15 protein-coding genes are annotated in these 19,944 nt (G+C 71.2%); 5 read left to right on the plus strand and 10 right to left on the minus strand.

The window, feature by feature from the left end:
* Positions 1 to 138 precede the first annotated feature (138 nt).
* The 6 genes from fxsT to ACFYPA_RS22235 all read right to left on the minus strand — a co-directional run bounded on the left by fxsT (position 139) and on the right by ACFYPA_RS22235 (position 10,598).
* Entirely contained in the window at positions 139 to 4,098 is a 3,960-nt protein-coding gene (gene fxsT, locus ACFYPA_RS22210) for an FxSxx-COOH system tetratricopeptide repeat protein (protein WP_359083586.1), read from the minus strand.
* On the minus strand, positions 4,082 to 5,452 hold the full coding sequence (locus ACFYPA_RS22215; protein WP_359315684.1) for a TIR-like protein FxsC: 1,371 nt from the start codon (positions 5,450 to 5,452) through the stop codon (positions 4,082 to 4,084). The genes fxsT and ACFYPA_RS22215 overlap by 17 nt, the downstream gene beginning before the upstream one ends.
* Positions 5,453 to 5,602: 150 nt before the next feature.
* Positions 5,603 to 7,999, minus strand: a complete 2,397-nt coding sequence (locus ACFYPA_RS22220) for an FxsB family cyclophane-forming radical SAM/SPASM peptide maturase (RefSeq protein WP_389133729.1) — start codon at positions 7,997 to 7,999, stop codon at positions 5,603 to 5,605.
* 570 nt (positions 8,000 to 8,569) lie between these two features.
* A complete protein-coding gene (locus tag ACFYPA_RS22225; protein WP_359083589.1) occupies positions 8,570 to 9,124 on the minus strand; it encodes a YbaK/EbsC family protein in 555 nt (184 codons plus the stop codon).
* A 44-nt stretch (positions 9,125 to 9,168) separates the two neighbouring features.
* The gene (locus ACFYPA_RS22230; protein WP_359315676.1) at positions 9,169 to 9,741 is read right to left on the minus strand and encodes an XRE family transcriptional regulator; all 573 of its coding nucleotides are present in this window, start codon (positions 9,739 to 9,741) and stop codon (positions 9,169 to 9,171) included.
* Positions 9,742 to 9,860: 119 nt separating this feature from the next.
* Positions 9,861 to 10,598: an acyltransferase gene (locus tag ACFYPA_RS22235; RefSeq protein WP_359083592.1), complete on the minus strand. Its 738-nt coding sequence runs from the start codon at positions 10,596 to 10,598 to the stop codon at positions 9,861 to 9,863.
* A 169-nt stretch (positions 10,599 to 10,767) separates the two neighbouring features.
* Here ACFYPA_RS22235 and ACFYPA_RS22240 point away from each other — a divergent pair, with 169 nt between their 5' ends.
* A complete protein-coding gene (locus tag ACFYPA_RS22240) occupies positions 10,768 to 11,298 on the plus strand; it encodes a gamma carbonic anhydrase family protein (RefSeq protein WP_359315674.1) in 531 nt (176 codons plus the stop codon).
* Positions 11,299 to 11,369: 71 nt separating this feature from the next.
* Here the strand turns inward: ACFYPA_RS22240 and ACFYPA_RS22245 are convergent, their stop codons facing one another.
* On the minus strand, positions 11,370 to 12,026 hold the full coding sequence (locus ACFYPA_RS22245) for a DedA family protein (RefSeq protein WP_359083594.1): 657 nt from the start codon (positions 12,024 to 12,026) through the stop codon (positions 11,370 to 11,372).
* A gap of 285 nt (positions 12,027 to 12,311) precedes the next feature.
* Here ACFYPA_RS22245 and ACFYPA_RS22250 point away from each other — a divergent pair, with 285 nt between their 5' ends.
* Both ACFYPA_RS22250 and ACFYPA_RS22255 read left to right on the plus strand, forming a co-directional pair.
* Positions 12,312 to 13,421: a hypothetical protein gene (locus ACFYPA_RS22250; RefSeq protein WP_389133734.1), complete on the plus strand. Its 1,110-nt coding sequence runs from the start codon at positions 12,312 to 12,314 to the stop codon at positions 13,419 to 13,421.
* Positions 13,422 to 13,472: 51 nt separating this feature from the next.
* On the plus strand, positions 13,473 to 14,780 hold the full coding sequence (locus ACFYPA_RS22255; protein WP_359315669.1) for an MFS transporter: 1,308 nt from the start codon (positions 13,473 to 13,475) through the stop codon (positions 14,778 to 14,780).
* Here ACFYPA_RS22255 and ACFYPA_RS22260 read toward each other — a convergent pair.
* From ACFYPA_RS22260 to ACFYPA_RS22270, 3 genes are all read right to left on the minus strand, one after another.
* A complete protein-coding gene (locus ACFYPA_RS22260; protein ID WP_359083598.1) occupies positions 14,742 to 15,587 on the minus strand; it encodes a fused MFS/spermidine synthase in 846 nt (281 codons plus the stop codon). The genes ACFYPA_RS22255 and ACFYPA_RS22260 overlap by 39 nt on opposite strands.
* A gap of 101 nt (positions 15,588 to 15,688) precedes the next feature.
* Positions 15,689 to 16,858 carry an elongation factor Tu gene (tuf, locus tag ACFYPA_RS22265; protein WP_359083599.1) on the minus strand — a complete coding sequence of 390 codons (1,170 nt, stop codon included), beginning with the start codon at positions 16,856 to 16,858 and terminating at the stop codon, positions 15,689 to 15,691.
* Between the two features lie 307 nt (positions 16,859 to 17,165).
* Positions 17,166 to 17,903 (minus strand): DNA alkylation repair protein, encoded by a 738-nt coding sequence (locus ACFYPA_RS22270; RefSeq protein WP_359352892.1) that lies wholly within the window; start codon positions 17,901 to 17,903, stop codon positions 17,166 to 17,168.
* Positions 17,904 to 17,952: 49 nt separating this feature from the next.
* Between ACFYPA_RS22270 and ACFYPA_RS22275 the strand changes: the two genes are divergently transcribed.
* Together ACFYPA_RS22275 and ACFYPA_RS22280 are read left to right on the plus strand one after the other, a co-directional pair.
* Positions 17,953 to 18,666, plus strand: coding sequence for a TVP38/TMEM64 family protein (locus tag ACFYPA_RS22275; protein ID WP_359315659.1), 714 nt, complete (start codon positions 17,953 to 17,955; stop codon positions 18,664 to 18,666).
* Positions 18,667 to 18,856: 190 nt separating this feature from the next.
* Positions 18,857 to 19,729: an undecaprenyl-diphosphate phosphatase gene (locus ACFYPA_RS22280; RefSeq protein ID WP_359083604.1), complete on the plus strand. Its 873-nt coding sequence runs from the start codon at positions 18,857 to 18,859 to the stop codon at positions 19,727 to 19,729.
* Positions 19,730 to 19,944: the final 215 nt, after the last annotated feature.

Raw genomic sequence — 19,944 nt, forward strand, 5'->3', positions numbered from 1 at the left:
GGTGGGGGGGGGGGGGGGGGGGGGGGGGGGGGGGGGGGGGGGGGGGGGGGGGGCCCCCGGGGGGGGGGGGGGGGGGGGGGGGGGGGGGGGGGGGGCGGCGGGGGGGGGGGGCCCGCCCCCCCCGCCGCGCGAGCGGGTTCAGACCGGCTGCGGCTCCAGATCGCGGTTGATGCGCCGCCACGTACGGGCCGCCACCGCGATCGGATGGTCCATGCCCAGGTGCTCGACGGCCGGCGGCACCACTTCGGCCCGCAGCCGCTCGGCCTCCCTCTCACGGTCCATGGAGCGCAGGGTGACGGCCAGGTTGGAGCGGCAGGCCAGCACGTCGGGGTGCGCCGGACCGTACCGGTCCAGCAGTCCGTCGAGAGCGGCCCGCTCCCAGCGCTCCGCCAGTTGCGGGCGGTTCAGGTCGCCGTAGGCGTTGGCGAGGTTGATGGCCGCGCACAGCGTGAAGGGGTGCCGTGCTCCCAGGCTCGCCTCCAGCGCGGTCCTGACCTCCTCCCCGGCCTCCGCCGCCGACCGGGCCGCGCCCATGCCCCGCAGGTAGATGGCGACGTTGTTGCGGCAGGCCAGGGTGAAGGGATGGTCCTCCCCCAGGGTGGCCCGGTAGCCGTCGAGCGCCTGCTGGGCCAGGTCCAGGGCCGCCTGCTTGTCACCCACCGCCGAGAAGTCCGCCGCGAGGTTCAGCCCGCAGGCGAGCGCGTCGGGCACCTTCGTGCCGTACCTCTCCCGGTAGCGGTTGTACGTCTCCTCCGTCAGGAGCTTCGCCTCGTGCGGCCGGCCCGCCTTGCGGAGGGAGACGGCCAGGCTCTTGGCCGTGCGCAGCGCCTCGGGCACGTCCGCGTTGAGGACGCGCTCGAAGGCGGCCTTGACCTCACGGAGGATCTGGACCGAGGACTCGTAGTCCCCGGTCTCCCGCAGATCGCGCCCCAGGTGTCCCTTGGTCGTCAGGGTGTACGGGTGGTCCTCGCCCAGCAGTGTGCTGCGCCGCTCCACGGTGAGGTCGTCGAGCCTGCGCGCCGCTTCGCTGTCGCCGGTGAGCCGGTAGTCGATGGCGAGATTGTGTGCGGCGACGAGGGTGCGCGGATGGTTCTCCCCGAAGGTGTCGCGCATCACGTGGTGGATCTTCTGGTCCCGTTCCAGTGCCTCGTTGAACCGGCCCAGGGCCCGCAGGTCCGCCGCCAGGCTTCCGGTGGTGATCAGCAGGCTGGGGTGGTCGTTGCGCAGCAGTCGGGTCTGCCGGGCGAGGGTGTCCTCGTCCATCCGGCGGGCCTCCTGGTACCTGCCCTGGGCGCGCAGGGCGTTGGCCAGCTCGAAGCGCAGGTTCAGCGTCTGCAGGTCGTCCTCGCCGAGTTCCTGAGTCCAGGTCTTGTTCAGCTGGGTGCCCAGGGCCCTGGCGCTCTCCAGTTCGCCGCGCTTGAGGAGGTAGCGGATGCGGTCGACCATCAGCTGCCGGGCCTCGGCCTCGTCGCAGTCGGCGACACCCGACGGCCCGAGATGCGGCCAGATGAGTTCGAAGGCCGGCCAGCTCCTGGGGTCGTTCACCGGGTTGTCCTGGTCCGCGCCCTGCGGCGGCCGCGCCTCGGCGAGGATGCGGTGCACCTCGTGCACGGCCGTGTCCCGTTCCTCCGGCGTCAGCCCGGCACGCACGGCGGCCTGGACGAGCCGGTGGACCTGGATGCTGCTGTCGGCCGGGTCCACCTTGGCCAGGGCGAAGCGGTTGAGCGCCTGGATGACCCGTCCCAGCATGTACCGCTCGCGGAGGTCGGAGTCGTACGGCAGGAGCGAGCGGAACATCGAGTCGCTGCCGATCAGCGTCATCGATATCGGTTCGGCGGAGAAGAAGGAGCACAGTTCCAGCAGCCGCACCGCCGCCTTGGACTCCTTGCGCAGCCGGGCGATGGAGATGTTCCAGGTGGCGCCGATCTGGAGGGCGTAGTCCTCGGGCCTGCCCAGGGAGAGGACCTTGGTGCTCTGCTCCCTGAGCTGTTCGACGTAGGCGTCGACGGGGGTCGCGGTCTCGGCGAGCCAGGCGGCGGCGACCTCCACGGCCAGCGGCAGGTCGCCCACGGCCTCGGCCACCCGGTCGGCGTCCCTGGCCGGCAGCTTGCGCACCCTGCGGCACAGGTGCTCCACGCTCTCCGACCGGGTGAAGACCTCGACCTCCACCGGCTCCACGCGGCTGGAGATCGGCTTGTTGCGACAGGTGGCGAGAACGTGACCGTAGAGACCGCCCGTGAGCGGTCCGGTCTCGTCGGGAAAGAGTTCCAGAGCCTTGTCGAGGTCCTCGACGTTGTCGAAGATCAGCAGCCAGCGCGCGTACGGCGCTCCGCCGCGCAGTGCCTGGAGCGCCGCCCTGGCCGCCTCGGCGACCACCTCGCCGGCGCGCAGGCCCATCTTCTCCGCGAGTTCCGCCAGGGACGAGACCACTCGGTCGGGCTGCTCCGCCTCGACCCACCACACCAGGTCGTAGTCGGCCCGGAACCGGTGCGCGTACTCCCGGGCCACCTGGGTCTTGCCGACGCCGCCGAGCCCGTAGAGGACCTGCGGCAGGTGCTGCGCGGAGCGGCTGCTGCCGCGTAACTGGTCACGCAGCCGCACGAGTACGGAGCCACGGCCGGTGAACTCCGCGTGCCGGGGCCGGACGTTCCACACGCCGGGGACCGTGCCGGGGAATCGCGGGCCCCCGGGTGCGGCCGGCGGGGCCTCGAGGGCCTCGGGCCGGTCCAGCGCCGTCAGCACGGCCGCGGTGGCCTCCCGTTCGTCCAGCCGTGCGACGTCGACGATGCCCCTGCTGTTGAGTGGCATGGTCAGCCGGACGTCGCTGATGCGCACCGGAACGAGCTGGCGACGGCTTCCCGAGGGATCGAGTCCCAGGGCGGACTCCCACAGACTCCGGGCGCGGCGCGAGTTCTGGTAGGCCTGGGAGACGACGGGGACGACGCGGAAGGCGCCGGCCGCCGCCCATTCCGCGTCGTTCCAGGCCGTGTGGGAGCTGCGCACGTCCACGGGCATGACGTGGAATCCGGCGCGGGTGAGGACGGCTTCCAGCCAGTCCGCCCACATCTGGTCCTCCGCCACATGGGTGAGGACGATGTTGGACGGCGGGAGGGGCCTGCGCCGGGTGTAGGCCGCCACGTAGGCCAGCCGCTCCGACTCGTCCATCGCGGGCAGCGCGGTGACCCGGCCCTCGGTGAGCACCTCGGTCAGGCGCTCGCAGGAGGTGAGCATGGAGCTCGCGATGTTCGGGGCGTCACCGAACGTGGCCAGGATTTCCTCATAGGCGTAGAAGGGCCGGTAGGGGACCTCCACCGTGCCCCAGTAGTTGGCCAGTTCGTCGTTGGACAGACCGCTCGGGAAGCCGGGAAAGCTCTCCCGGGCCAGGGCGCGTCCCGCGTCGGCCTTCTCCTTCTCCCCGTCGTCGATGCGCATCGGCACGGGCAGGATCCGTATGTGCTTGTCGTGGAACCGCTCCTCGATGTCGCGGGCCACGGCTGACGCGCCCTCGATGCTCTGGTCGCTCAGGGTGAAACAGACCACGAGCACCTGGGGCATCTGGACGGTGCAGATATCGGCGATGTCGCTCAGTCCGGTCCGGCTGTCGATCAAGGTGAAGTCATAGTGTTTCCGCATGTCGGCCCGCATGGCGTCAAAGAACTGGCCACCGCCGTAGCGTTCGTAGAAGTCGTCCCAGTCCATCCGGCCGACGGTCGATGAATAGTCGCGGTTGCGGCGTCCGGCGGACAGGAAATCGAGACTTCCGCCCTGCTGGAAGGACCAGTTCAGGGAGGTGGCGTGAGGCCGCACCCGGGCGTATTCACGGTGCCATTCCGGATCACGCGCCGCGGGCCTGCGCGCCTCTTCCTGGTATTCGGTGATCAGATTGATCAGCCCGGGTGTGGCGGCCAGGTCGGAGAGATCGAGAAAGGGATGGAAGAAGCGGTGCAGGCCGGGGGCTTCGAGATCCCAGTCGACGGCGAGTACGCGATAACCGTTCGCGGCCAGGATCCACGCCGTGTTGGCCAGCGCCATGGTGCGGCCGGTTCCGCCTTTGTAGGAGTAGAAGGTGACGACGGTGCCGTCACGGTTCTCGGTCATCTGCTGGGTCCTCCCCCTCGGGGGCGACACCGTTACCCGGATCGCCCGCGTCATGGCCCGTACCGATAACGGGTGGAGCGGAATTGCTGGTTCCATAGCCCACGCCGTCGATCAGCACTCGCGGCAACGCGCCGCTCGGCCCCTCGGGCGGGAACGTCTCGGCGTGAGCGGCGTAGTGGCGCTCCGCGGCCTTCACCGCTCCCGGGAGTTCCTGGCTGAAAGCCTCCAGGGTGGGGACTCCCCCGCTGTGCGACCGGTGGCCGTATTCGCCCTCGGGGCCGGATTCGAGCAGCCCTTCGAGCACGGCACGGAGGTCGGCCTCCCGGTGGCCCGAGTCGGGGTCGTCCCTGTTCCACGGCACCATGACACTGATCCAGGGCCGGCCGTTCTCGCTCAGCCGTCTCAGCAGTTCCTGGCGACGGGGGGTGTCCAGTGCCCACCGGTCCAGGAGCAGCAGTCCCGGGGCCTGGGGCCGCTCGGCACCGAGCAGCCGCTCGGATTCCGCCTCGAACTCCCCCACCCTCACCTGGTAGTCGAGATTGCGTACGAGGTCGACGGCGTGGTCGGCCAGCGGCCTGGACGATTTGGGGTGGTACGGATTCCAGTCGCGCTGGGCCGGCCCGTAGCAGTCCGGCGCACGGCCGGGGGGCAGTTCGGAGCGGGAGCAGGCCAGGACGGATATCTCCATCTGCCGTGCCCTGCCCGGCGGCCCGAAGGCGCTCGGCACCGCCGCGTAGTCCTGCTGCGGATCCCCTTCCGGCATCCGGCTCTGCTCCGCCACCTGCACGATCCGTTTGGCCAGCAGATACACGGCTCTTTCGTACTGGTCCCGCAGATAGCGCAGTTTGATCAGCCCGTAGAAACCCTCGTCGGCGTACTCCTCGCCGAAGGCGGCGTGGTTGAACTGCAACCGCTCCGCGGGCTGCGGAAGGTGCCTGGGCGGTACGGGGACCCAGAGCGCGGGCACGATGCCGGACATCTGGCCGCCGTTGCTGCGGGCCGCCTGATAGTGCACCGCGCGACTGGAGAACGCGTACCATTCGCGACCGCACTGCTCGCTCAGGAAATAGCGCGGCGAGTAGAGCGGTACGAAGACCTTGCAGTACGCCAGGGCTTCGGACAGCCGCTCCTGCCACCCCTCCCCGGGCTGCATCTGCTGATCCAGAAACCCGGCGGGCACACCGGCGGGCAAGGACGTCAGCTGCAGAACGTGGGCGCACAGGTCCCGGTAGAATCTCTCGACCCAGAGATTCGGATCTTTGTCCTTCGGATCGTTCCTGGGTGTATGCGCATAGCTGAGGAAGAAGTACGGTCTGGGCTCATCTCCCTGTGCTCCGGCAGCTTCAAGATCCAACGTCTCCCCCGGTCCAGGTGTGGGACCTCAGTCTAGGAAGTATCGAATCTTCGACGGAACGGCAGGAACGCGCCTATTTATTGACCCGACCCCTCCGCTTTCGGCTACGGGACAATCAATTGCTGCCATAACCGTCAATTCCGCGAGGGATCAGGGGCCGGGCCGCGCGGCGTGCGCCGGATGGCGGGCCGCCCAGTCGGCGCGGTGCCGTTCGGCCGACCCCCGGGCCCGGGCCAGAGCACCGGCGGAGACCTCTTCCGCCTCCCACGCCTCAGCCGTATGGCCCATTCCGGCCACGAACCGCTTACCGAGGGGGGTCAGCAGCCCCGATCCGGCCAATACCCCCACGGCCTCGGTCGTCTGCTCCCGCCACCGGGCGAACTGCGCCTCGGCCGTCTGCGCCGCCGCTCCCTGCGCGGTGTGCCTGCGCACGCGCCAGAAGTCCGTGACGGCGATGTGGGCGTACGTGCCCTGGAGCAGGCCGTCCAGCGGGCGCGGGTCGGGACGCCAGGGCGCGTAGAACAACCGCCCGTCGTCGAGCGGTTGGTGCAGATCGAAGGTGTCCAGGACCGCGCCCAGCTTCACGTGCTGAAACTCGTGGACGATCAACAGGGCCAGCAGGTCAGGAGTTTCGGGCCGGGCCGCCCCGATCGCCCCGAACGCGTCACGGGATGCCGCGCTGACATCGCTGCCCCCCGGCGCGTGCAGCGGTGTGACGACCCGGAGTCCGGCCGCCACCCCCGGGGCGTACGCGGGGAGTTCGTCCTGGATCAGCGTCCACGCCTCGGCCAGGTCCTGCGCCCACAGCTTGGCCTCGCCCTCGGAGAGCCGTCCGGCGACCGGCCACTGATGACGGTCGCGCAGGGGGTCGGTGTCCTCCAGCGCCACCGACCACCCCGGACGTTCGACCACGCGCACCGGCTGCCAGTACGGAGTGAGCCCGTCCACCCCTTCCTCCCAGTCGATCCGCACATGGTGCCCCGCCGCCCGTACGGAGAAGCCCTCCGCGTCCGCGGACACTTCGGCGAGCGCGGCGTCCGACGGCAGGGTCACCGCGCCCAGGCCGGGAAGGCGGAGCAGCCCCTTCCGTACGGGGACGGCGACGGTGTCGCCACGCCGGGCCCGCAGCGCGGCGGCGGCCGCGATCTCGGCCAGGCCGGGAGCGGCGGTCCACCGCGTCCCGCCTTCCAGTACGCGCAGCGCCCAGGGCCGCGTGTACGGATGCGCGAGCACCGCGTCCAGGGCGTCGGGCGCCGCCGTGTCGAGGTCGACCAGCAGCTCCCACGCCTGCATGGCGACGCGGTCGCCTCGCGGGGCGCGTTCACCGACCGCGGCCAGCAACTCGTGGTTGATCTCCGACTGTGCCGCCACGAGCCTGTCCACGGTCGCGGCTCCGCCGAAGCCCGCGGCCAGTTCGTCGAGCCCGGTCGCGTCGAGCGGCTCCGGGCCGCTCACCACGGGCACCGCGGCTTCCCGGTCACGAATATTCATGATCATTTCCATCAGATCGGGGCAGAACACCGACGGATTGCGAAAGCCGCTTCCGGTCCGGTAGCGGTGCGCGTAAAGGCCCCCGCCACAGGAGTTGACCACCGGGCAGGCCCGGCACTCGTCACTGAGCTGCTCCAGCCCCTGCTGCCGGGCGAGCATGCCGGGGTGGGCGAGCACCTCGTCGAGGGAGTGGTCGACGAGATTCATCCCGGTGGCGGGGGCCGCGTCGTAAGCCGTCTTGAGGCTGTCGGCCTGTTCGAACGTGCCGTCCGTCTCGATGACCACGAGGTCCGCGGGCGCCAGCCCCAGGGACTCGGTGAGGCTGCTCTCCCCGCGCAGTGTCCGCAGCACGGAGTCGAAGATCCGCACCGGCACCGGTCGCCCCGCGGCGTCCCACCGCCGGTAGATCACGTCGAGCCAGTCCGCGTAGGGCGTCACGGAACCGTGCGGCCGCGGCGGAGGCACGTCCCAGGTCGCGTGCGGGAGCAGGAAGTCGATGCGCGGCGGATCGAGGGCCACGAGGGCGTCGTACACGGCGACCGGATCGTTCTCGACGTCGATGGTGCAGAGCAGCCCGGCGAAGAGTCTCCGGTAGCCCGGGCGGTTGAGCAGCGAGACGGCGCGCAGGACCTGGGGGTGGCTGCTCCGTCCGTCCGCATAGCGGCGGTGACGGTCGTTGGAGACCCTGTCGCCGTCGAGTGACACCCCGACCTTGATGCCCAGCTCGGCGAAGAGTTCACAGAACTCCTCGCTGAGCAGGACCCCGTTGGTGTGAATGCGCAGGTCGAGGGCGCTGATCCCGTCGAGCGCGCGGGCGAGTTCCTCGGCCGCGCACCGGATCCGGTCCGGGCCCGCGAGCAGCGGCTCCCCGCCGTGCAGCACGACATGGACCACGGGGAGACCGTGTGCCAGGGCGTGTTCGGCGATGCGATCCGCCGCCCTGGCCAGGGTCTGTTTCGTCACCGCCCGGGGCCGGCCACGCCAGCTCGTGTCCGCGTGCTCGTACACGTAGCAGTGATCACAGGCCAGATCACAACGGCTGTGCATCTTCAGCACGAATTGGCTCAAAGAAGGGGGTGGCCGGTCCACGGGTATCGGTTCGGCTACTCAGACGGACGACTGAAAGGCTGCGATCACCAACGGACTCGCCCCGGCGTCGGTCGACAGGAGTCGACTGATCGAGGCGGGCAGGGCCCCGCCGCCCTGGACAGCGGCTCGCTGGGCGAGCGGCACCCGGGGAACGGCCTGGCTACGGGGAGCGATCCCCGGCCTGCCGGCCGCCGAGACGAGAGTAGTTTTCATTTAAGGCCCTTCATGTTGAGGACGTCCACGACCGCCGCGAACCCCGGTATGGACAGGGACCGAAATCCCTAGCTTTCCTTATAAATAGGACAAATCGTCAGAAATGGCCACTCGGACACACGTGGGGGCGCTGCGCACCACAAACGTGCGCACCCACCCCGCGGTTTCGGCCGTAGTCACGCACACCCCCCGAATGAGCTAAACCGTGACCCGCCCGGCCCAGTCGGGGCCGGGTTCGGGGCACACCGGGCCCAGCCTCCCGCAGAGCGGGGGCGGGGACCAGACTGATGCACAAAGAGCGCCGGTGCCCGAGTCACGATTCGGTCAGACTCCCAGGCCTTCGACGACCACGGCGCCCGGCAGCGCCGCCAAGGCCTTGCCCGGCAGGATCAACTTGCCCCGGCGGGTGCCACTGCCGACGAGGACCCACTCCTCGTCCACGACGGCGGAGTCCAGCAACAGCGCCCAGCCGTCCGGGAGTCCGACGGGCGTGATGCCGCCGTACTCCATCCCCGTCTCGCCGACCGCCGTCTCCATCGGGGCGAACGAGGCCTTGCGGGCCCCGAGATGCTTGCGGACGGCACCGTTCACGTCGACGCGGGAGTGGGACAGGACGAGGCAGGCCGCCAGGGTGACCTCGCCGCCCCGCTTACCCGCCACCACGACACAGTTGGCCGACCGGCGCAGCAGGTCGGCACCGTGGTGCTCGACGAAGGCGGCCGTGTCGGCGATCTCCGGGTCCGTGTCGACGTGGATGATCTGCTCGGCGGGCACGCCGCCCCAGCCCTCCCGTACCGCTCGGGCCACCGGGGCCGTGAGGAGTTCGAGACGGTCGGCAGCAGGGCAGGCATCCTCGAAGGAGCCGATGGGCGCGTGCATGCGCGCAACGCTAACAGCCCCTGCCCCGCTGCTGGTTGGGTGTCTCACCTGACGGGCGGGATCGACACCGCCATGGTGACATCGAGGGGCTCCGCACCGTCGTTGCGGTAGGCGTGCGGGTGGTGCGCCTCGAAGGTGGCGGCCGTACCGGCGGGCACCGCGTACGTGACGCCGTCGACGACCAGGGTCAGTGTGCCCGCGGTGACGTGGAGGAGTTCCACGGTTCCTTCCGGGTGCGGGTCGGACGCACTGCCGTCGCCGGGCATCAGGTGCCACGACCAGAGCTCCAGCGGGCCCCGGGCCTCGGCTCCGACCAGCAGGGTGGTGGAACTGCCCGCATCGGAGGACCACATGCGGACGGCCTGGCTCTCGGGGACCAGCCGGACCGGTGCGCCCTGCTCGTAGTCGAGCAGCGTCGTGATGCTGACCCCGAGGGCGTCGGCCAGCTTGACCGTGGTGCCGACGCTGGGGTTCGTGCGGGCCTGCTCGATCTGGATGATCATTCCGCGGCTGACCCCGGCTCGGGTGGCGAGCGCGTCGAGGGTGAAGCCCCGCTCACCGCGCCAGCGCTTCAGATTCCGGGCGAGGGATTGGGTCAGCTGGTCAAGATCAGTCACGTTCCGTCCAAGATTCTGGATGCGAGTGGAGATACGGCGCTGCAGGGCGTTACGGCCGTGCGGTGCGGCGCGGTGCACCCGCCGTTCATCGCACTGTACGTCGGGGCCCGCCCCGGCCCTCAGTCCTCTTCGAGCTCCGCCACGGCCAGAAGCTGTTCCGGGGTCACGCCCGCGGGAATCGGGACCGGGGCCGGTGTGCGCAGGGGCGGCTGCCAGCCCTTCTCGGCGTCCCAGCTCCGTACGACACGGGCCGGGGCTCCGGCCACCACCGCGTGGTCGGGCACCTCGCCGCGTACCACCGCGCCCGCGGCCACCACCACGTTGCGGCCGAGCCGGGCGCCCGGCAGGACCACCGCTCCGGTGCCGATCCAGCAGCCGGGACCGATCGACACCGGCTCCATCCGCGGCCACTGCTTGCCGACCGGCTGCTGCGGGTCGTCGTAGCTGTGGTTGGTCGAGGTGATGTAGACGTACGGTCCGCAGTACGTGTCCGAGCCGATGGTCACCGTCGTGTCGGCGACGACATGACTGCCCCGGCCGAGCACCACTCCGTCCCCGAGCGTCAGGACGGTGTCGGGTCCGAGATCCAGATCGGGCATGAGCCCCGCAGTCAGGGTGACCTGCTCCCCGATGATGCAGTGGGCGCCCAGTTCGATCCACGGCTCGCCGAACACCGTCCCCTGGGGGAAGGCCAGGCGGGTGCCCTCGCCGATCCGGCGGAACCGCAGCCCGCCGGGGTGTGCCGCCGTGACCGCGCCCGTCTCCTGCACCCAGCGCCGGCAGCGATGGAGGGCCCCGGACAGGGCGCGCCGCCGCCAGGCGGTGAGGGAGGAGAACGTGTTTCGGTTCTTCGGCACTCGCACACGGTAGTCGGCGGGCCCGCGGGCGCTCGCCGTGCCGGCCTGTGATCTTCACCCCACCCGGCCGCGGGGCGGCCCGCGCGTCGCATACCGTTCCCTGTGCGGGACCGTCCGGCGGCGACCGGAGGACCGCGACCGACAGCACCGGAGCACGGAAGGACGCGCGATGGCGGAGCAGGCGTTGATCACGGCCATGGGCGGCAAGGAGCCGGTCATCGACGCGGATGCCTTCACCGCGCCGACGTCGGTCGCGATCGGTGAGATCACCATGGCCGCGGGCTCCAGCCTCTGGTACCACGCGGTCCTGCGCGCCGACTGCGGGCCGATCGTGATCGGCGCCGCCTCCAACATCCAGGACAACTGCAGCGTCCACGGCGACCCCGGCTTCCCCGTCACGGTGGGCGAACGGGTCTCGGTCGGACACAACGCCGTGCTGCACGGCTGCACGGTCGAGGACGACGTCCTGGTCGGCATGGGCGCGACCGTGCTCAACGGCGCCCACATCGGTGCCGGCTCACTGATCGCCGCCCAGGCCCTCGTCCCCCAGGGGATGCGCGTCCCCCCGGGCTCACTGGTCGCGGGCGTGCCCGCCAAGGTCAAGCGGCAGCTGACCGAGGAGGAGCTCGAAGGCATCAGGTTCAACGCGGTCGGTTACGTGGAGCTGGCCAAGGCCCACCGGCAGGCGTACGAGGACTGAGCGCGCGGCGACGGGCGGGCACCCGGCCATCCGGCCGGCGCCCGCCCGTCGCCGCGACCGGGCACCGGCCGTCAGTCGGCGACCGGGACGGACTCGGGTTCGGGCGTGGGCGCGGTGGACTGGGCGGCCGCCTTCTTGGCCCGGTTCTTGATGACCAGCATCGAGGCGAGCCCGATCAGGACCGCGATCGCCAGACCCAGGTACGAGAACCGCTTGAGCCACTCCTCGGCGACGACACCCACGGAGTAGATGACTGCCGTGGTGCCGCCCGCCCAGACGATCCCGCCGAGCACGTTGGCGGTGAGGAACTTCCAGTACGGCATGTGCAGGACGCCCGCGAGCGGTCCGGCGAAGATGCGCAGCAGCGCGACGAAGCGGCCGAAGAAGACCGCCCACATGCCCCACTTCTGGAACGAGCGCTCCGCCATGGCGATCTGGCTCTCGCCGAAGTGCCGGGGGAACTTCCCGCCGAGCCAGGCGAGCAGCGGCCGTCCGCCCTTGCGGCCGATGGCATAGCCGATCGAGTCGCCGATCACCGCCCCGGCCGTGGCGCAGGCGCCCAGGACCCACGGGTTGATGCCGTCGTGTCCCGCGGCCAGCAGCGCCGCACTGATCAGCACGATCTCGCCGGGCAGCGGGATGCCCAGGCTCTCCAGCCCGATGACGACGCCCACCAGGACGTACACGCTGATCGCGGGGACGGTCTCCAGCCATTCCTGGATGTGCAACGCCGATTCCTCCGTAGTGATGTCCTATCGCCCGCCGGACGACTCCTCGGCGCACGGCGAAAGCCTACCGGTCGGCCCCGCCGGTCCCGAAGCGTGAAGGGGGCGCTCCCTGCCGGGCGCGGGGCGGCCGTCATCCGTGGGCGTCACGAGACCGACGTTACGCACAAGTGTGACGTTTCCTCATGGCCCGCAGCCGCACACCGGCGCTCCCGCCGCATCCCTTCACCGTCCGCTCACGGGGGCGGCCGTAGCCGCCCGGGCGGCGCCCCTCTATCGTTACTCGCCATGTGGCCAGGACAGCAGCCGCCCGGGGGCGAGCAAAACCCGCAGGACCAGAACCAGAACCCGTACCAGCAGCCGGGGTACCAGCAGCCGAATCCCTACCAGCAGCCGGGGTACCAGCAGCCAGGTCCCGAGCAGCAGCCCGGGTACGGCTACCCGCAGCAGGGCCGGCCCGGGCAGCAGCCCGGGTACGGGTACCCGCAGCCGGGACAGCCGGGATACCAGCAGCCCAATCCGTACCAGCAGCCGACCGTCCCGCAGTACGCGGTGGGCGGTCCGCCCGGCGGGCCCCAGCCCGGCAAGGACAAGAAGAAGACGACGGTCGTCGCCATCGTCGCGGCGACCGCGGTCGTCGTGGCCGCGGCGGTCACCGGTGTCGTCGTGCTGGGCAAGGACGACGACAAGAACGGCAAGAACGTCGCCGACGACAAGAAGTCGTCCGCGCCCGCCAAGCCCTCCGACGCCGCTTCCTCGCCGGCGGCCAACCCGCGCGGCACCGACGGGGACGCCAAGCCGTTGATCGCGGGCTGGAAGGTCGTGACCAACCCGAAGTGGGGCACGCAGTTCGACGTGCCCGGCGACTGGGAGGTCGGGTCCCCCGGTACGTTCTCGTACTTCGAGGACGACGCGAAGGATGACGGCTCGCCGCTCATCGGCTTCTCCGCACCGGCGGACTTCAAGCAGAAGTGGTGCGTCGACGACTTCGACAAGGACGGCACCAAGGAGAACTACAGCCTCGCCGGTACCGGCACCCGAGGCGCGGAGGGCGCCACGGACCCCGCCCTGAACGCCCGGAACGAGGCCGGCACCTGGGCCTGGGGCGCCTACGCCCAGCACATGCCGAAGAAGACGATCAAGATCAGCAAGGCCACGCAGTACACCACCAAGTCGGGCCTGACGGGCAGCCTGGTGACCGCCACCGCACCGAACGTCACCAAGAAGAAGAAGTGCGACAGCGACGGCAAGACCATCGCCTTCACCTTCAAGAACAGCAGCGGTGCCTTCTCCTCCTGGGTGCTCTACGCCGCGGCCGGCGTCGAGGGCGAAGTGCCGGACGCGACGATCCAGAAGATCCTCAGCACGGTACGGCTGGTGAAGATCACCGAGTCCTGACCGGCGGGAACGCATTTGGCACAACGGGGCCACTGCCGCGATAGTCCCTGAGTGACTGACGCAGCCGACCTCGCACCCCGCTCGGACCGCCCCATCCCGGCGGGCCGCAACTACCGGCTGCTGACCGCCGCCGCGATCATCACGGGCCTGGGCACGAATGGCGCGCTGATCGCGGCGGCGTTCGCGGTCCTGCAGGCGGGCGGCGACGGCGGTGACGTCGGTCTGGTGGCCGCCGCCAGGACCGCGCCGCTGGTGCTCTTCCTGCTGATCGGCGGGGCGATAGCCGACAGGCTGCCGCGCCATCGCGTGATGGTCGCGGCCAACGCCCTCAACTGCCTCTCCCAGGGCGCCTTCGCCTGGCTGGTCCTGGCCGGTGACCCCCAGCTCTGGCAGATGATGCTGCTGACCGCTCTGTGCGGCACCGGGCAGGCGTTCTTCAGCCCCGCGGCCGAGGGCATGCTGATGTCCAGCGTCAGCGGTGAGCAGGCGAGCCGCGCCTTCGCCCTCTTCAGGATGTCCATGCAGGGCGCGGCCATCGGCGGCGCGGCGCTCGGCGGGGCCATGATCGCCGCGATGGACCCGGGCTGGGTGCTGGCCGTAGACGCCGCCGCCTTCGCCCTGGCGGGTGCGCTGCGCGCCTTCCTGGACGTCAGCCACATCCCCTCCCGCGAACCGGGAGGCGGGCTTCTCGCCGATCTGCGGGACGGCTGGCAGGAGTTCATCGGACGCCCCTGGCTCTGGGCCATCGTGGCGCAGTTCTCCGTCGTCGTCGCCGCCGTCGGGGCCGCGGAGGCCGTCTACGGACCCCTGGTCGCCCAGGACGAGCTCGGGGGCGCCCGCCCCTGGGGTCTCGCGCTCGCCGCCTTCGGTGTCGGCACCGTGGCCGGGGGGCTGCTGATGGTGCGGTGGAAGCCCCGGCGGCTGCTGCTCGCGGGAACGCTGTGCGTCTTCCCGCTGGCCCTTCCCTCTGCGGGGCTCGCCGTCCCGCTGCCGGTGGAGGGGCTCTGCGTGGTGATGTTCGTCAGCGGGGCGGCCATCGAGGTGTTCGGCGTCTCGTGGATGACGGCCATGCACCAGGAGATCCCGGAGGACAAGCTGTCGCGCGTCTCGGCGTACGACTGGTTCGGCTCGGTCGCCATGGTGCCGGTCGCCACCGCGCTCGCGGGGCCGGTGGAGTCGCTGGTCGGCCGCAGCCAGGCGCTCTGGGGCTGTGCGGGTCTGGTCGTGCTGGTGACCGGCGCGGTGCTGTTCGTGCCGGACGTACGCAACCTGACCCGTCGGACCGCGTCCACCGAGGTGCCGGCCAAGGTCCCGCCTGCGTCAGCCGATGCTGAAAGCGCCGTCGGGCGGCTCGGGTGAGGCGACCGCCTCGCCGTCGCCCACCGGGCGGGCACCCCTGAGGAACGCGGCCACCGCGTCGCCGTACTCGACCCTGGCCGGGAACGCGTCGGCCGCGCAGCGGCGGATCAGCGCGGCAACGTCGAAGGGTGACCGCGAGGCGACGAGAACCACGTTGCCGAAGCGCCTCCCACGCAGCACCGCGGGCTCGGCGATGAGGGCCAGTTCCGCGAAGGCGGTCGCGAAGGTGGCCAGTTGCGAGCGCAGGAAACCGAAGGGCGCCCCGTCCGCCAGATTGGCCGCGTAGATCCCGTCCGCGCGCAGCGCCCGTGCCGCCGCCTCCGCGTAGGGCACGGACGTCAGGTGGGCCGGCACCCGCGAGCCGCCGAAGACATCCGCGATGACCAGGTCCACGGAGCCGGCAGCGGTCTCCTCCAGCTGCCTGCGGGCGTCCGCGGCGTGCACGGTGATCCCGCTGCGGTCCGTCAGCGGGAGGTGTTCCGTGACGAGGTCCAGGAGACCCCGGTCCGCCTCGGCGACCTCCTGCCGGGAGCCGGGCCGGGTCGCGGCGACGTAGCGGGGCAGGGTGAGGGCGCCGCCGCCGAGGTGCAGGACATCGAGGGGCGCCCCCGCTCCGGCCGCGCAGTCCACGACGTGGGCGAGCCGTCGCGCGTACTCGAATTCGAGGTGCTCCGGGGCGTCCAGGTCGACGTACGACTGCGGTGCGCCGTCGACCGTGAGGAGCCAGGCCCGCTCCCGGTCCACGTCGGGGAGCAGTCTGGCGGTGCCGTGGTCCACGTCGCGCACGACGGGTATCGACTCGTTCACGACACCATTGTGGGGCGTGTACCGGGCTGCTCCTGACCTCGGCGACGGCCGTGGGGCCCGCCTCCCGGATACGGGAGACGGACCCCGAGCGGTCCCGCGCCTCAGAGCAGTCCGGTGACCGTGCCCGCGCCGACGGTGCGGCCGCCCTCACGGATGGCGAAGCCCAGACCGGACTCCAGCGGCACGTCGCGGCCCAGCTCGACCGTCATGGTGACCGTCTCGCCGGGGCGCGCGACCGCCGCCGCCCCGAGGTCCACGTCGCCGACGACGTCGGCGGTGCGGATGTAGAACTGCGGCCGGTAGCCCGTGGCGACCGGAGTCGTGCGGCCGCCCTCGCGCCCCGACAGGACGTACACCTGCGCGGTGAAGCGCCGGCTCGGCGTGAGGCTGCCGGGCGCCGCCACGACGTGACCGCGTCGCACGCGGTCGCGCTCGACCCCGCGCAGGAGCAGCGCGACGTTGTCACCGGCCTCGGCGGACTCCATCGGCTTGCCGAAGGTCTCCAGGCCCGTGACGACCGTCTCGATGTCCGCACCGAGCACGGACACCCGGTCGCCGACGCGCACGGTGCCGCGCTCCACGGCGCCGGTGACGACCGTGCCCCGGCCTGTGATGGTCAGGACGTTCTCCACCGGCAGCAGGAACGGCGCGTCGGTGTAGCGCACCGGCATCGGTACGTACGTGTCGACCGCGTCGAGCAACGCCTCGACGGCCGCGGTCCAGCGCGGGTCGCCCTCCAGCGCCCGCAGGCCCGACACCCGCACGACGGGCACGGTGTCGCCGCCGTACCCGTGCGCGGACAGCAGTTCGCGCACCTCGAGCTCGACCAGGTCGGTGAGCTCGGGGTCACCCGCGTCCGCCTTGTTGAGGGCGACGACGATGTGGTCGACACCCACCTGCCGGGCGAGCAGGACGTGCTCCGCGGTCTGCGGCATGATCCCGTCGAGCGCGGAGACGACGAGGATCGCCCCGTCGAGCTGGGCGGCGCCGGTGACCATGTTCTTGATGTAGTCGGCGTGTCCCGGCATGTCGACGTGCGCGTAGTGGCGGGTGCCGGTCTCGTACTCGACGTGCGCGATGTTGATGGTGATGCCGCGCTGCGCCTCCTCGGGAGCCCGGTCGATGCGGTCGAACGGGACGAACGTGCCGGTGCCCCGGTCGCTGAGGACCTTGGTGATGGCGGCGGTCAGGGTGGTCTTGCCGTGGTCGACGTGGCCCATGGTGCCGATGTTGAGGTGCGGCTTGGTGCGCACGTATGCCGTCTTGGGCATGGTGGATTCCTTGTGTCGCGAAGCTGGAGACATCAGACCCCGGGGCCCGGCCGACCCTCCCCTTGCGGGGTCCGCCGGACAGTCGGGGGAGGGTCAGCTTCGGGCGCCGCCGAGGGGCGCTGCGGCAGCGGTGAACGCTGCTGCGACAACTGCTGCGAGGGGGCTCACGGCAGCCTTCGGCGTGTCCGCGACTGCGGACTGCGCTGCGAGGAAGGCGTACCGGAACATGGCTCGATCATGTCCGACGGCCGTCGGCCCGTCGAGCGAATTTCCGGGGGCCGGCACGGCGGTGCGAAACCGCGTGGTTCTAAAGGTGCTTGGTGGCCTCTCGTACGGACAGCGGCGCCAGCCGGTTCCGGGCGTCGTCGACGAAGTCCCGTACGGCGTGCGGGTCCGTCTTGGCGTACTCCCGCAGACACCAGCCGATCGCCTTGCGGATGAAGAAGTCGGGGTGGTCCGCTCGGCGCAGGCAGTAGGCGAAGAGCCGGCGCGCGTCGGTGGCCTCCTTGTAGCGGAGTTGATGCAGCAGCGCGGTGCGGACGATCCAGAGGTCGTCGTCCTCGATCCACTCGTCCATGGTCCGCCGGAGCTCCGGGTCGGCAGCCACCAGCGGTCCCGCGACATGCGCGGCAAGGGTGTCCACGGTGTCCCACCACGGGGTGGTGGTGACCAGGTGACGCAGCACCGGCACGAACCCGGACGAGCAGCGTGCGACGTGGCGGCGCAGGTAGTCGGCGGCGAAGTACTGGTACTCCCGCTCGGGCAGCGCCCAGCAGCGCAGCGCGATGGCGGCGCAGTCCGTCTCCTCCGGGCGCCCGGCACCTTCGAGGACGGTGCGGGACAGCGTCCGGCGGCGGGGCGTGGGGATACCGAGGAACGGCGCGACGTGCTTCATGTACGCGGCCGCCGACCGGGCGCGCACGGGGTCGGCGGCCGTCGGATACAGCAGGGTCAGCCGTTCCAGCACCGTGTCGGCGAGAACGCTCCGGGGCGGTCCGGGCACTGCTTCGGCGCTCTCGTCGGCCGGTTCGGCTGCGTGACCCATAACGGTCACATTACGACGATCACACCGAGGATTCGGATACTCTCCCCGAATGCTCGACCACGCCCCCGCCACCCGGCCCGCCAGTGGCCTCGCCGTGCGTTGCACGCGGGTGCTGCTGTCGCCCTGGTCCCGGTTCGCCCTGCTCGTGGCGGTACTGCTGGCCGCCGCGACGACGATGCTGCTCCTGGAGCCCCAGCGGCTGCTGGCCTCGGGCTGGCCCGCCCAGCTGAGCGGCGGGGCCGCCGCGGTCGCGCTCTTCGGCCTCGCGTACGGCATCTGCACGGTCGCCTTCGTACCGAGACCGCTGCTCAACCTCGCCGCCGGTGCGCTGTTCGGCTCGCAGGCAGGGCTGGCGGCGGCGCTGGCGGGCACGGTACTGGGCGCGGGCACCTCGTTCATGCTCGGCCGGGTACTGGGCCAGGATGCGCTGCGTACGCTGCTGCGCGGGCGCTGGATGCGGGCTGCGGACGGGCAGTTGAGCCGGCACGGTTTCCGCTCGATGCTGGCGCTGCGGCTCTTCCCCGGGGTGCCGTTCGCCGCCGCCAACTACTGCGCCGCCGTCTCGCGCATGGGGTACCCGCCCTTCCTCGTCGCGACCGGCCTCGGGTCGATCCCGAACACGGCGGCGTACGTCGTGGCGGGAAGCGAGGCCGCCTCCCCCACCTCGCCCGCCTTCCTGGCCGCGATGGGCTTCATCGTGCTGACGGGCGCCGGCGGCGCCGTCGTCGCCTGGCGGCGGCGCCACCGGATCGGCGCCGAGTGAGCGCGGTGACGCGGCGGCCTGCTCGGGGGTAGTCGTCACTGTGTTCATCCGGGGGCGATACGCTGCCCGCGACCGACTGACTATCTCCGGGCCCGGTGCGGCCCTGTCATCACACGACCGCAATCCGCAGGCCGCCGACGGCTCCACGCCGTCGGCCGATGCATGATCACTCCGGGATGGCCCAAGCCCCATGAGCTGGTTCGAATCGTTCGTCCTCGGCCTCGTTCAAGGACTGACCGAGTTCCTGCCGATCTCCTCCAGCGCGCATCTGCGGCTCACCGCGGCATTCGCCGGCTGGCACGATCCTGGCGCGGCGTTCACCGCGATCACCCAGATCGGCACGGAGGCCGCAGTCCTCATCTACTTCCGCAAGGACATCGTCCGCATCGTCTCGGCATGGTTCAGGTCGCTGACGAACCGTTCGATGCGTGGCGACCACGACGCGCAGATGGGCTGGCTGGTCATCGTCGGCTCGATCCCCATCGGCGTGCTCGGTGTGACGTTCAAGGACCAGATCGAGGGCCCGTTCCGCGATCTGCGGCTGATCGCCACCACCCTGATCGTGATGGGTATCGTCCTCGGCATCGCCGACCGCCTGGCCGCGCGCGACGAGACCGGCGGCAAGCACCGGGCCATCAAGGAGCGCAAGTCGCTGAAGGAACTCGGGGTCAAGGACGGCCTGATCTTCGGCTTCTGCCAGGCGATGGCCCTGATCCCGGGCGTCTCCCGCTCCGGCGCCACCATCAGCGGCGGCCTGCTGATGGGCTACACCCGCGAGGCAGCGGCGCGTTACTCGTTCCTGCTGGCCATCCCGGCGGTGCTCGCCTCCGGCGTCTTCGAGCTGAAGGACGCGGGCGAGGGCCATGTGTCGTGGGGCCCGACCATCTTCGCGACGTTCATCGCGTTCGGCGTGGGCTACGTGGTCATCGCATGGTTCATGAAGTTCATCACGACCAAGAGCTTCATGCCGTTCGTGATCTACCGGATCATTCTCGGCATCGTGCTGTTCATCCTGGTCGGAGCGGGTTCCCTGAGCCCGCACGCGGGCGAGTCCGCCGGATGACACAGCCTCTGCTTCCGTCCTGATCCAGCGCCTCGCGGGCACCTGTGCGTCGGCGCGTGCGGTGGCCCTGCGTCACGCTGTCCGGGCGTGGGGGGGGGGGACACGCGAGAAGGAGAACCCCCCCCCGGGGGCCCCCCGGGAGCCACCCCCCCCGCGCCGCCGGCGCCCCGCCCCCGCTAGTGGGGGGGGGGGTACCCCCCCCCCACCCCCCCCCC

Source organism: Streptomyces sp. NPDC005775, from assembly GCF_042871565.1.
In the GTDB taxonomy this organism is placed as follows: domain Bacteria; phylum Actinomycetota; class Actinomycetes; order Streptomycetales; family Streptomycetaceae; genus Streptomyces.

Bases quoted from the DNA above. Each gene is read 5' to 3' on its own strand.
- fxsT (WP_359083586.1), bottom strand. From the start codon at position 4,098: ATGACCGAGAACCGTGACGGCACCGTCGTCACCTTCTACTCCTACAAA.
- ACFYPA_RS22225 (WP_359083589.1), bottom strand. From the start codon at position 9,124: ATGCACGCGCCCATCGGCTCCTTCGAGGATGCCTGCCCTGCTGCCGAC.
- ACFYPA_RS22240 (WP_359315674.1), top strand. From the start codon at position 10,768: ATGGCGGAGCAGGCGTTGATCACGGCCATGGGCGGCAAGGAGCCGGTC.
- ACFYPA_RS22250 (WP_389133734.1), top strand. From the start codon at position 12,312: ATGTGGCCAGGACAGCAGCCGCCCGGGGGCGAGCAAAACCCGCAGGAC.
- tuf (WP_359083599.1), bottom strand. From the start codon at position 16,858: ATGCCCAAGACGGCATACGTGCGCACCAAGCCGCACCTCAACATCGGC.
- ACFYPA_RS22270 (WP_359352892.1), bottom strand. From the start codon at position 17,903: ATGGGTCACGCAGCCGAACCGGCCGACGAGAGCGCCGAAGCAGTGCCC.
- ACFYPA_RS22275 (WP_359315659.1), top strand. From the start codon at position 17,953: ATGCTCGACCACGCCCCCGCCACCCGGCCCGCCAGTGGCCTCGCCGTG.
- ACFYPA_RS22280 (WP_359083604.1), top strand. From the start codon at position 18,857: ATGAGCTGGTTCGAATCGTTCGTCCTCGGCCTCGTTCAAGGACTGACC.